We start from the raw sequence: 12228 nt of genomic DNA on the forward strand, positions 1-12228 counted from the left end.
TCAGGGTCGCTCCCGTGAGAGAGTCATCACGCTGTGCACCGAGGCGCTCCCGCTGAGGTTGTGAATCAGTCCGGTCTCCGGGTCAGGGACCTGCCGGTCGCGCTCGACGGTCCCGCGGAACTGATTGAACACCTCCAGCGCCTGGGAGACGCCGGTCGCCCCCAGCGGGTGACCACAACCCAGCAGGCCACCGCGGGGGTTGACGGCGATGTCGCCGTCGAGTTCGCTTCGACCGTCTTCGATGAACTGACCGCCCTCGCCCTTCTCGACCCAGCCGAGGTCTTCGTACTCGACGATTTCGCTGATCGAGAAGCAGTCGTGGACCTCGGCGACGTCGAGACCGTCGAGCGGATCGTCGATCCCCGCTTGCTCGTAGGCCTGCTCGGCCGCGGTCGCCGCCTGCGGCCACGCCGACATCGACGGGAGATTGTTGATCGAGTTGCCCGAGAAACACGCCTGGCCGCTGCCGGTGATCCAGGCGGGGTCGTCGGTCACTTCCCGGGCTTTCCCCTCGCTCATCAGGATTAGGCCGGCCGCGCCGTCGGTCACCCCGCTGCAGTCGTACAGACACAGCGGCGGCGAGAGTTCGAATGAATCGACGACGTCGTCGACGGAGACCTCACTCTGGAACTGCGCGAACTCGTTGGAGGCGGCGTGTGACTTGTTTTTCGCCGCCACCTGCGCGAGTTGCTCTCGGGTGGTGTCATACTCGTGCATATGCCGCTGGGCGATCATCGCGAAGTACGGCGGCGCGTTAAAGCCGTTGACGCCGTCGAACTCCCGGTCCATCACGTTCGCCATACTGGCCTGCGCCTCCGCGGAGTACTCCCGCGGGAGGTTCATCTTCTCGACACCCAGCACGAGGGCGGTATCCAACTGACCCGCAGCGATGGCGAGCCACGCGTACCGGAGTGCCGCCTGTCCGCTGGCGCAGGCGAGCTCCGTCCGCGCGATCATACTGCCTACGTCGATGCCGAGCAACTCAGCGACCATCGGCGCGACGTGCGTCTGGAACGCGAATCGCTCCGGCTGGACGGTCCCGACGAAGAGCCCCTCGACGTCCTCGGGGCCGACGTTCGGCGTGTCGTCGAAGGTGGCCTTGCCGGCCTCCTGGATCAGATCCTTATAGCTGGCCTCTCTGGTCCCCCACTTGGTGTGACCGCCGCCGACGACGCCGACGTTTCGCGTCACGTCAGTCACCCCCGAAGTCGGGCTCTCGGTCCTGACTGAAGGCCGCGACTCCTTCGAGCATGTCGTCCGTCGTCGCCAGCAGACCGAAGCCCTGTGACTCCAGCGAGAGACCGGTTTCGAGGCTGGCGTCCTGGCCCTCCTGGATCACCTGCTTTGCGACTTCGAGCGCAGTCTGTGGACCGTTGACGAGGTCGTCGACCACGTCGTCGATCGTCTCCTCGAACTCGCTCTCGTCGACGGCGCGGTTGAGGATGCCCCACGCTTCGGCCCGTTCGGCCGACAACTCCATACCGCGGTAGATCATCTCTTTGGTCCGCGGTTCCCCGACGAGACGGACGAGGCGCTGGGTGCCACCGCCGCCGGGGATCAATCCGACATCAATCTCCGGGCTACCGAGTCGAGAGCCGGTGGTCGCATACCGGAGGTCACAGGCGAGCGTGACTTCGAGGCCCGCACCCAGACAGAAGCCATCGATCTTCGCGACGGTCGGCCGCGGGAACTCGTAGATCGTCTGGACCGTCTCGTCGACGCTCGCCAACTCCGTTGGATCGGCGGTCGTGAACCCGGTGATGTCCGCACCGGCGGAGAACGCCCGGTCACCGGCCCCCTCGAACACCACGCAGGCGACTTCTTCGTCGTCGACCGATTCGAGGAGTCGCTTGACCTCGTCGAACATATCCGTCGAGAACGCGTTCAGTCGCTCCTCGCGGTCGAAGAGGACGTGTAACTTGCCCGAGTTGGTCAGTTCGTGACTGATGTAGTGATAGGGCCCGCCGTCGCTGTAGTCGTAGAAACCCTGACCGGACTTTTCGCCAATGTGACCGTTTCCGACCAGTTGCACGAGGTATTCGGCGGGTTCGTACCGCTCGGCTCCGGTCCGGTCGTGGAGGTTTTCCAGTTTTTCGAGGACGTTGTCGAGACCGAGTTTGTCCCCGGTGCGGCAGGTCCCCTCAGGAAGCCCGCCACCGAGACGCATTCCAATATCGATGTCTTCGGGGTCAGCCACGTTGTCGCCGACGAGCTTTGCCGCCTCGTTGACCATTCGGGCTTCGATCCGGAGGGTGTCGATCCCCTCGCCGTCGGTGGGTTCGTAGTTGACCCCATCGCCGTCGTCGTAGTTGTAGAATCCCCTGCCGGTCTTTCGCCCGAGGTCGTCCGCTTCGACGCGGGAACTGATCGACTCCGGAATCGGGTCGTTCCACTGGTCGCGACTGTGATAGAAGATGTCGAGCCCGCCGAAGTCGTTGAGTTCGAACGGCCCCATCGGGTAGCCCCGCTGAAACACCATCGCGGCATCGACGTCCTGAATTTCCACCTCGCCCTCATCGTATATGAATCCCGCTTCACCCATATACGGCGTCAGGACGTTGTTGACGACGAACTGCGGGATGTCCTTTCTGACGCGGATCGGTGTCTTGTCGAGGGACTCGACGAACGCGACGCCAGCGTCGATGACTTCATCCGTCGTTTTCTTTCCGGCGGCGACCTCCACGAGGTCCATCTTCACCGGCGGGTTGAAAAAGTGCATTCCACAGACGTGCTCCGGTCGGTCGGTCGCGTCGGCGATGTCACCGACACAAAGACTGGAGGTGTTCGTCGCCATAATCGTCTCCTCGCCCGTCGCTGCGTCCACGTCTGCGAAGATGTCCCGCTTGATCTCCAGATCCTCTGGCGCGGCCTCGATCACGAGGTCGGCGTCCGCGACCGCCGCCTCGAGATCGACGGTCGTCGAGAGTCGCGAAAGTATATCATCGGGATCCTGTTCGATCTGGTTCTTTTCGGCGAGTTTCCCGAGACTCCACTCGATCTGTTCGTAGCCGTCCTCGACGAGGTCCTCCTCGATGTCGCGAAGGACGACATCGTAACCGGCGATTGCGGCCACCTCCGCGATACCGTGGCCCATACTGCCGGCTCCGAGGACTGCGAGGCTCCCGATTTCTGTGTCCATCGTCTCAACGTTTGGATCGTTCATATTTAATGTATCGGTGTTTATACCCGTCCGGTCGGCGCATTTAGCGGTTCACTCCATCGCGTGAATTTACCAGCACGCCGTCGAATAGCGGTTCAGCATCGTCACTCTGACTTGCCACGACCGAGGGCCGCACTGAGTGCCGGTGGTAACTCCCGGTTGTCCACCAGCGACTGCAGGGAGGGAACGATCCCGTCCCGGAAGTAGAGGAAGAGAATCGTCAGCAGGAGGCCGAACGCCACGGTCCGCCACTGACCGAAGTTACCGAGAACATCGTCGATATAGATCACCACGGCGGCGCCGACGAGCGGGCCGTACCGGGAGCGTAGTCCTCCGAGAACGAGCAGGATCAGCACGAGCACGTCGACGGCGTTGAAACTGTACAGAGACGGGATGATGATTCCGGTCGCCTGGCCGTAGAACGGTCCAACGAGCCCGATGACGAACGTCGCGATGAAGCCAGCGAACACTTTCAGCTTGACGACGTTCACGCCGGTGGCGCGGGCGGCGAACTCGTCCTGCCGGATGGCGGCGAACGCCAGCCCGTACTTCGAGCGGCGCAACCAGGTGTAGACGCCCAGCACGCCTGCGAAGATGGCGAGCAGAGCGTAGAACTGGACCGCGTACGACCCCAGCCCGGTCAGCCGTTCGACGACGGGTAGTTGAAGCCCGGAGAACGGGAATCCGGTGCTGCCGCCGGTGATGTCCCGCAGTCCGACAAGCACCTCGGAGATGATCATCTGGAACGCGAAGGTCACGATTGCGAGCACAATCACGGTGAACTGCCGGCGAGCGGCCACATAACAGACTACCGCACCCAGGAGGCCAGCAGTGAGCGCGCCCGGAAAGAGCGTGAGCCACGGTGAGATTCCGACCGCCTCGGCGGTCAGTGCGGTCGTATACGCACCGACTGCGGCGATCCCACCTATAAAGAGGATCAGTTGGTCGGTTTCGCCGAAGATAATGTTGAGGGCCATCGCGAAGATAGCGAAGATCATCACACGGACGAAGCGTCGGGAAATGTAAGTCGTCGAGGGTTCGAAGAACAGTGGCAATACAGCCAGAAGAGCGGCGAACATCGCAACGGTGACGACTCTGTCCCGAGTGTGGGTTATCTTTATCATATCTGCTCGGGTTTGTAGACCAGCACGGCGATTGCGGCACTCAAAACGAAAATAATCGACGCTACCCGATGGGGGCGGATCCCACAGAGGATCGATCCGGTTTTGTCCTGGATGACCGTTCGGCTCGCCACTTCTAAAGACGTACGATTGAAAAAGTAGTAGATCAGCCCAAACAGGGCCCCCGCTGGAGTAGATGATGAACGCCGTCTCGTCGGCGGCCGTCGACGCAGTCTCGAACTGCGTGTCGTGTTCCTCAATGGCGTTCCAGAAGTTCACTTCGCTCACGTCGTCGAAGGCGTCGTTCGTAATCACGAGGTTCAGTGAGTCCACGTCGTCGCGGGCCGACCGAATCGCTTCGATCGCGCTGCGGTCGGCGAGGAGGGTGGTCGCCTCACGGTCCGCGAGTCGGTACCGGAGGCCGTCCGTACACAGAAGGACAGTAAGCGGGACTGATGCGGCTCCGATCTTGAACACGGCCAGATGGCCGACCGGCGATTCGAGGCGCTGGGTTCCGGTAATCGCCACCCGATCACCCCGGCCGATTCCCTGTTCGACGAGGTAGTTCGCGAGTTGGTTCGCCCGCTGCTGTACCTGTCTGAATGTATATGCCGACTCGGTGTCTTTGGCACTCCGGTGATACAGCGCGACGCGGTGCTTTCGTACGGCCGCCCACCGGTCGCAGACGTACGCAGCGATATTGAACTCCTCGGGGACCTGCCATTCGAACCACTCGTCAATTTCGTCGATCGTTTCGAAGCCCTACTCGTAGTAGTAATACTTCCCCAGTTCACGTGGTTCGGCCATCGGTATCGGAGAAATATAATTAATTATATTAATTATTCTGTCGGGAGGATCCGAAAGGGCAGCCCCAGTCCACCACCGTTCGAGATACTCGCACTCCTGTTTCACTCGATCAGGGGGCGTACTGGTAGTTGACCGAGACGATATTGGCAGATTTCTGTACCTCCGCGGCGAGGGTCTCCCGGTAGTCGTCCTCAAGGAGACTGTCGCTCGGACAGACGACCCCGACAGAGCCGACCACCCGGTCTTCGACCTGGACCGGTGCGGCCACTGCGCCCATCCCGACGACCTGTTCGTTTCGGTCGATGCCGTAGCCCTGGTCCCGGAGCGTTGCGAGTTCGTCGACGAGGTCGTCCGGATCCGTGATCGTGTACTCCGTTGGCGCGTCCAGACCGCGCTCGGCGACGATCTGTTCGATCCGGTCCTCTGGAAGGTGTGCTAGGATTACTTTACCACCGGCGTGCGTGTGGATCGGCGTCCGGAGCCCGGGATAGATTCCAAGACGGAGAGCGTCTGCCCCGAACTCCGTATGGAGAATAACGAACTCGCCACGCTCCTCCACGTTGATGCTGGCCTGCTCACCGGTCTCATCGACTAAGCGTTCGAGTTGCGGTTTGGCGACATGAAAGAGTCGATTTCGGTACTTCACCTGTCCGCCGAGTTCGAGGATCTGCAGACTGAGTTGGTATCTCCCGCCGTCGTTGACGACGTATCCCATCGTGCGCAGGGTTCGAAGGTAGTCGTGGACAGTGCTCTTCGGCAAATCGAGTGTCTGTGCTAGTTCCGCGACGCCCAACTGTTTCTCTCTCTTGAGTAGGTCCAGAATTTCGAACGCGCGCTGGATCGTCTTCAGGGTGGATGGACCGTTCGTCATCCCTATCACCACAGTGTGTCCCCGACGACCTAAGTACTGCGGTTATCTCGAACGCGCTGGTTGAGCCGTTCGGCTGCCACTGAGCGAACTTGAATCCACTCTGAGCGGCACTGACAGAGAAATTCGCCGCATATAATCGATGATTCCACTGCCCCCAAAGAGAGAATCCGACGACGGCAGCGAGCGTCGGCCTGTCCGGCTACGTCCGAAATAAGCAGCATCCTGCGCGATCAAATCGGAGATACTGTGTTACAGGCCACCGACTCGTTTGGTGACCTTCGACTCCGCACAGCGGTGATTTGAATATCGGATCCGACTGGTCAGCGGTGGTTGTATCCACCACTGTTTATTTGTGTTTGATCCATAACGAAAGTACAACTGTTATCTCAGAACCGACACAGAGGAGCCGGCGATGCATTACTTACAGAGCGTTCACGTACTGTGTATGGTGTGATGCTCAGAAGCTGCCTCTTTCGGTATCGGTGGCTCCCCAATCGTTCCTCGCTCGGTACCCGGGGTTCGGACGAAACGGTAGTTGCTCGCACTCTGCGTCCGGTAGCTTCGAATACCGGGTGATAGTAAAGAGGTACTCAGTCCCGAGTAGTTACACAAAGTATATATATACATAGACAATTAACACTGGTATGGCTACATCCGGGCAACTGACTGAGGCTGCTCATTTCACCGTCGAGAACATCGGCGGGATCGATCAGACTGACGTAGAGATCCCTCGCGGCGTAACCGTCCTGACAGGGAAGAACGCGACAAATCGGACATCCTTCTTGCGCTCGATTATGTGTGCGATGGGAAGCGAGCGCGTCTCGCTCAAGGGCGACGCCGACCGGGGGAAAGTGGAACTAACACTCGGTGACACCACGTACGAACGGACGGTGAAACGTGTCGGCGACGGGGTCCAGTTCGAGGGCGAACCGTACCTCGAGGATCCGAAAGTCGCCGACCTCTTCGCCTTCCTGCTGGAAACGAACGACGCCCGACAGGCCGCTGCCCGAGAGGATCAACTCCGGGACGTGATTATGCGGCCCGTCGACGTGGAGGCGATTCGCGAGGAGATCCGTCGTCTCGAATCAGAGAAGGGCGACATCAACGACGAACTCGCGCAGATCGAATCGCGGAAGCGTGATCTCCCGGATCTCGAACGACAGCGCAACAATCTCCGAGAGCAGATCGAGGACAAGCGGGAGGAACTTGCTGAACTCGAAGCGGAGATCGACGATAGCAGCCGAGACGTCGAGCAGGGTCGCAAGGAGCAGGCAGAACTCGAATCGAAACTGCAGGATCTCCGAGAGACTCGTTCGGAACTCGAATCGGTTCGCCGGAAGATCGAACGGCAGAACGAGAGCATCTCCTCGCTCGAGCGCGAGCGTAGCGGGTTACAAGACGATCTCGACGAACTCCCGGAGACGCCGATGGGCGATCACCGGGACCTGGAGGCCGAGATCGATCGTCTCCGTAGCAAGCGTCAGGATTTGAACACCGAGATTAACGAGCTCCGGAGCCTGATCCAGTATAACGAAGAGCGCCTCGAAGCCGAGGACTACGAACTGCTTCAAGACGGCGGGGCTGCGGCGGCCGCCGGCGACAGTTCGGTGACGGACCAGTTGGTCGGCGACGACGACACCGTCGTTTGCTGGACGTGTGGTTCGTCCGTGGATCGCGGTCAGATCGAGTCTACAATCGAGCGGTTGAAAGACCTCCGAAGCGAGAAGGTCGAGACCCTCAACGAAGTCAAAAGCGATCTCGACGATCGTAAAGAAGAACAGCGGGAGGCGACGCAGAAACAGCGCCGCCGGACCGAGATCGAGCGGAAACTCGACGACATCGACGACGAACTCGACCGACGGAACGGTCAAGTCGACACGCTCAAGAAGACGCGCGAATCGCTGACTGACGATGTCGAAGCGCTTGAGTCGGAGGTCGACAGTCTCGAATCCGCCGACTTCGACGAGATTCTCTCGCTCCACAAAGAAGCGAACCAACTCGAGTTCGAGATCGACACCCTGGAGTCGGATCTCGACGAGATCACCGACGAGATCGAAGAAATCGAAGACGACGTCGATCGGGCCGAAGAACTGCGTGAGCGGCGTTCGGGGCTCGTCGACGAACTCACCGACCAACGGACGAAGATCGACCAGATCGAGGCCGAGGCGGTGGCCTCGTTCAACGATCATATGGAGTCGATTCTCGACCTGCTCGCCTACGAGAACATCGAGCGGATCTGGATCGAGCGGATCGAGGCTGGCGACGCCAGCGAAGCAGAGACGAAGTTCGAACTTCACATCGTGCGGACCACCGAGAACGGGGCAGCGTACGAGGACACCATCGACCACCTCTCGGAGAGCGAACGTGAGGTCACGGGACTGATTTTCGCGCTGGCAGGATACCTCGTCCACGACCTCCACGAGTCGGTGCCGTTTATGCTTCTGGACTCGCTGGAAGCCATCGACTCCGATCGAATCGCTGCGCTCGTCGAGTACTTCGCCGACTACGCGGACTTCCTCGTGGTGGCGCTGCTACCCGAGGACGCGCAGGCGCTTGACGACGACTTCACGCGCGTAACATCAATCTGATTATAGATTACGGGCGGATTCCAATTTATGGCCAACACGACCGACAACAGACCTTCGAGCAAGGTTGCGCGACTGATTGAAGAGTACGACCTCCGCGGCCTCGGCGACGAACTGGAAGTGCGCTGGACGGGCGACGGGGTCGAACGCACCAGTCTCCGTGATCTGGCGGACTACTTCAACAAACAGCTTCTGGAGCAGGCCCTCATCGATGCGGGGATGAGCGCCCTCGAGAGTGACGTGGACTCGACGTATCGAAACCTCACTGAAGACGACGTCAGTACCGGTGTTCGGACGGACACCCGAAACCGATTGGAGCAGAACGGTATCGACGTCGACGATCTGGAGTCAGATTTCGTCAGCTACCAGGCGATCCGATCGTTCCTGACGGAGTACCGGGACGCTGAGTACCGAAAGCTCTCGGATCAGGAGAAAGTCGACAAGGACCTCCAGAGCATCCAGCGGCTGATGACACGCACGCTCTCGGTCACCGAAGAGCGGATCGAGAAGCTCAGGCAGACCGAACGGATCGACGCGGGGGCGTTCGAGGTCTTGCTCGACCTGCAGGTGCTGTGTCAGGAGTGCGGGGAGCAGTACTCGGTGGCGGAGTTCCTCGACGAGCGCGGGTGTCAGTGCCAACGGGAGTGAGGCCACGGCCGCAGTCTCACGCCTGACTGAGTCTGAGTTCGAGTTCGTTCGCCGCACCCAGGACCCGATCGACGAGTCCGTTCTCCAGTTGTTGGTCGGTGAGCCGATTCGCTGGTCCGACCACGCTGATTGCGCCGACGACGTCGCCGTCGACGATGATGGCCTTCCCTATCGCGCGGGCGCCCCTGACGTTCTCCTGATCGTTGAGCGCGTAGTTGCGTTCCCGAGTGGCCTCCAGTTCCTCGAAGAGAGCCTCCCGGGAGTCGACGGTCCGTGAGGTCTGCTGTTGGAGTCCTCGGTGGTCGAGGATTTCCTCGACACGCTCTCTGGGGAGGTGCGCGAGGATACTCTTCCCAGAGGCGAGATAGTGCAGGTGAGACCGAGTGCCGATGCGAGCGTGCGTCTGAACCGCGTACTCGCCGAGCGCGTAATCCAGGTAGACGGCCTGTCCGTGTTCTTCGGTGACGAGCCAGACTGCCTCGCCCGTCGTATTCGCCAACTGTTCGATCGTCGATTTCCCTTCGCGCGCGATCGGATGCCGATTTCGCGCCCCGATGCCGTGATCCAACAGCCGCAGCCCGAGGTCGTACTTCCCGTCGACCTTGATCAGATATTCGAGGTCATACAGCGTCGAGAGGTAGTCGTGAGCGGTACTCGTCGGGACGTCCAGCGACTCTGTGATCTCGGTGGTTCCCATCGGACCGTGTTCCTGTAACAGTTCGATAATCTCGAAGACCCGCTGGATCGACCGCAACTTCACCGCATCGTTTGTCATTGTCTTACGTTCTGTTTGCCGCCCCGACTCCTTAGCTTTGCGATTAGATCGGGAGACGGAACGGTATTCCGACAGTTTCGGAACACAATCGCATAAATAGCTGTGCGTAATCCCGCATTTTCGATGGAAAACGGACCACGTCGTCGTGTGACGCGACTGAACACCCGTGCACGCGGTTCGCACTCTTCCGAAACTGTCGTATCGAGATCAGCCGCAGGTCTACCCCACGACGGGCCACGGGTGTCCACCGCTCGGACCTTCATATCACAAGTACATATGTTAGGACACCGCCGAAATCAGGTATTTACCACAATCATTCACATAAATAATTCCGAAACTGTCGGAAACGGTGCTACGGCGGACGGTGGAAGGTTCGAGAGAGTCGTGATCGCAGGCGGTCGCCCTCGAGGAGCAGCGATTCGACGGACCGGTGCGTCACTTATTCGCCCTTCCGTCGATCCGGCGAGTACGGGACTGTACCGACCGTCGCCGAGATCTCGGTCTGTTCGTGCCGCTCGACTTTCGGGTTCGGTGAGTCCTCGTCGCCCCACACGAGCGTGACCTCTGTGCCCGGGTCCGCGTGGTCGACGTCGATGCTGCACAGCGAGATGATGGTGCCGGCGTCGTACTCGTAGGACCGCGAGTGCGAGAGCCCGACCAACTCGCCGTCTTTCAGCACTTCGTCGTAGTTCGCGCGGCCCCACCCGATCCGTGGCAGTTCTATGAGCTTGTTACGGGGGGATGAAACAGCGGGTGGCCATCGCACGAGCGCTCGCGATCGAACCCGAGATCATCCTGATGGACGAACCGTTCAGTAGTCTCGACGAGATCACGGCCCGCGACCTCCGGCAGGAGTTACTCGACATCTGGCAGCGGGAGCAGAAGACGATCCTGTTCGTCACTCACGACATCAACGAGGCCGTGTTCCTCTCGGATTACCTCTATATGATGAACTCCAACGGAAAGATGTTCGCCCGGCGGAATATCGGAATCGAGCGGCCGCGCCAGTACGACGACCCCGAAATCGCCCAGCGCGAGGCGGAACTGTACAGAGAGTTCCACGAGCACGTGGTGGAGTGAGATGAACCGAACGCAGCGATTCGGGTACGGCGTGGCGTCGATCGCGACCCTTCTCGCCATCTGGTACGCCGGCGGGATCACCTACCCGGAGGTCCTCCCGGGACTTCCGGAGACGGTGGATTCGCTCGTTACGGTGTTGACAACGCCGGGACCGTACGATCATATGTTCTACTTCCACGTCTGGAAGACGATCGAGATGCTCTTTTCGTCACTGATCGTCTCGATGATCCTGGGAACACTTCTGGGGATCGCGCTCGGGCGGAGCGAAACGCTCGAGAGCACCATCTCGACGTGGATCTACGCCTGGCTCGCGATCCCATCGCTCGTGATCGTCTTCATCTCGGCCATCTGGATCGGATTCAACGCGAGCAGCGGGTTCTTCGCGGTCCCAGTCGTCATCACGCCCTTCGTCGCACTGAATATGTGGGAGGGCGCACGGAACCTCGATTCGGACCTCGCCGAGATGGCGGAATTCTTCGGCGCGGATCGGGTGCAGATGTTCACCGACATCATCGTCCCCCAACTCGCACCGTTCCTGTTCGCGAGCTTCCGCTCAGCCCTCTCGATCGGGTGGAAGATCACGCTACTCGTCGAGGCGTTCCTCCTCACCCGCGGTGTCGGATTTATGTTCCGACGGTACTTCGATCAGTACGACCTCCCGACGATGATGAGTTGGCTCATCATCTTCGTGGTCTTCCTGATCGTCGTCGAATACGGCGTCCTCGCACCCCTCCACGAGCGCGTGATGCGGTGGCGACCCGACGCCGAAGGCGTCCGCGTGACTGAGTGATCGGCCAGAGGGTGGGCCACCGATTGCAGCGTCCCGCATTTTCAAAACGAAAATGGACGGCTGCCAGCAGTGTCGCTCTCTCCCGATGATGGAAACGAACTGCCCCGACGTCCGGTGGAGCGTATCCATTTGCTAAGACTGACAGAGAGAACGGCCGAGAAACGCAATATACAACTACTTCATATATCATCTACAATTATCTAGTATTGTGTAGGATCACAGAATAAATCTTTATTTTAGGCTATAATAAACCGAGAGAAACAAGATACAATTATTCCTCGGGATTTTCAGAAGTAAAACGCGAGTCTCCGATCGTCAGGGCGCGGGGGACAGTGCCCCACGGAGACGGTGGGGAGCCGGACGGTCTGTCAGTCGAAGCGTACCGAGCGAT

The 12228-nt window shown here is 60.0% G+C and carries 10 protein-coding genes; 4 read left to right on the top strand and 6 right to left on the bottom strand.

All coding sequences use genetic code 11. The features are described 5' to 3' along the window. The 4 genes from ABEI27_RS01760 to ABEI27_RS01775 form a co-directional block, all read right to left on the bottom strand. On the bottom strand, positions 1–1191 hold the full coding sequence (locus ABEI27_RS01760) for a thiolase C-terminal domain-containing protein (RefSeq protein ID WP_375797739.1): 1191 nt from the start codon (positions 1189–1191) through the stop codon (positions 1–3). Position 1192: 1 nt separating this feature from the next. Continuing rightward, positions 1193–3139 carry a 3-hydroxyacyl-CoA dehydrogenase/enoyl-CoA hydratase family protein gene (locus tag ABEI27_RS01765; RefSeq protein WP_375797698.1) on the bottom strand — a complete coding sequence of 649 codons (1947 nt, stop codon included), beginning with the start codon at positions 3137–3139 and terminating at the stop codon, positions 1193–1195. Between the two features lie 125 nt (positions 3140–3264). Next, the gene (locus ABEI27_RS01770) at positions 3265–5031 is read right to left on the bottom strand and encodes an AMP-binding protein (RefSeq protein ID WP_375797740.1); all 1767 of its coding nucleotides are present in this window, start codon (positions 5029–5031) and stop codon (positions 3265–3267) included. A gap of 166 nt (positions 5032–5197) precedes the next feature. Further along, a complete protein-coding gene (locus ABEI27_RS01775) occupies positions 5198–5959 on the bottom strand; it encodes an IclR family transcriptional regulator (RefSeq protein ID WP_375797699.1) in 762 nt (253 codons plus the stop codon). A 644-nt stretch (positions 5960–6603) separates the two neighbouring features. On the opposite strand from ABEI27_RS01775, the gene ABEI27_RS01780 reads away from it, so the two are divergent. Both ABEI27_RS01780 and rdfA read left to right on the top strand, forming a co-directional pair. Continuing rightward, positions 6604–8547 (top strand): archaea-specific SMC-related protein, encoded by a 1944-nt coding sequence (locus tag ABEI27_RS01780; RefSeq protein WP_375797700.1) that lies wholly within the window; start codon positions 6604–6606, stop codon positions 8545–8547. Positions 8548–8574: 27 nt separating this feature from the next. Then, complete coding sequence (gene rdfA, locus ABEI27_RS01785; protein ID WP_375797701.1) at positions 8575–9192, top strand: rod-determining factor RdfA; 618 nt, start codon at positions 8575–8577, stop codon at positions 9190–9192. Positions 9193–9208: 16 nt separating this feature from the next. Here the strand turns inward: rdfA and ABEI27_RS01790 are convergent, their stop codons facing one another. After that, positions 9209–9967 carry an IclR family transcriptional regulator gene (locus ABEI27_RS01790; RefSeq protein WP_375797702.1) on the bottom strand — a complete coding sequence of 253 codons (759 nt, stop codon included), beginning with the start codon at positions 9965–9967 and terminating at the stop codon, positions 9209–9211. Between the two features lie 439 nt (positions 9968–10406). Further along, positions 10407–10646, bottom strand: coding sequence for a hypothetical protein (locus ABEI27_RS01795; RefSeq protein WP_375797703.1), 240 nt, complete (start codon positions 10644–10646; stop codon positions 10407–10409). A 62-nt stretch (positions 10647–10708) separates the two neighbouring features. Here ABEI27_RS01795 and ABEI27_RS01800 point away from each other — a divergent pair, with 62 nt between their 5' ends. Continuing rightward, entirely contained in the window at positions 10709–11047 is a 339-nt protein-coding gene (locus ABEI27_RS01800; RefSeq protein ID WP_375797704.1) for a hypothetical protein, read from the top strand. A 1-nt stretch (position 11048) separates the two neighbouring features. Next, the gene (locus ABEI27_RS01805) at positions 11049–11837 is read left to right on the top strand and encodes an ABC transporter permease (protein ID WP_375797705.1); all 789 of its coding nucleotides are present in this window, start codon (positions 11049–11051) and stop codon (positions 11835–11837) included. The last annotated feature ends 391 nt before the right edge of the window (positions 11838–12228 follow it).

This window comes from Halobellus sp. (assembly GCF_042218505.1).
Taxonomy (GTDB): Archaea; Halobacteriota; Halobacteria; order Halobacteriales; family Haloferacaceae; genus Haloquadratum.

Bases quoted from the DNA above. Each gene is read 5' to 3' on its own strand.
- ABEI27_RS01800 (WP_375797704.1), top strand. From the start codon at position 10,709: ATGAAACAGCGGGTGGCCATCGCACGAGCGCTCGCGATCGAACCCGAG.
- rdfA (WP_375797701.1), top strand. From the start codon at position 8,575: ATGGCCAACACGACCGACAACAGACCTTCGAGCAAGGTTGCGCGACTG.
- ABEI27_RS01780 (WP_375797700.1), top strand. From the start codon at position 6,604: ATGGCTACATCCGGGCAACTGACTGAGGCTGCTCATTTCACCGTCGAG.
- ABEI27_RS01805 (WP_375797705.1), top strand. From the start codon at position 11,049: ATGAACCGAACGCAGCGATTCGGGTACGGCGTGGCGTCGATCGCGACC.
- ABEI27_RS01790 (WP_375797702.1), bottom strand. From the start codon at position 9,967: ATGACAAACGATGCGGTGAAGTTGCGGTCGATCCAGCGGGTCTTCGAG.
- ABEI27_RS01775 (WP_375797699.1), bottom strand. From the start codon at position 5,959: ATGACGAACGGTCCATCCACCCTGAAGACGATCCAGCGCGCGTTCGAA.
- ABEI27_RS01765 (WP_375797698.1), bottom strand. From the start codon at position 3,139: ATGGACACAGAAATCGGGAGCCTCGCAGTCCTCGGAGCCGGCAGTATG.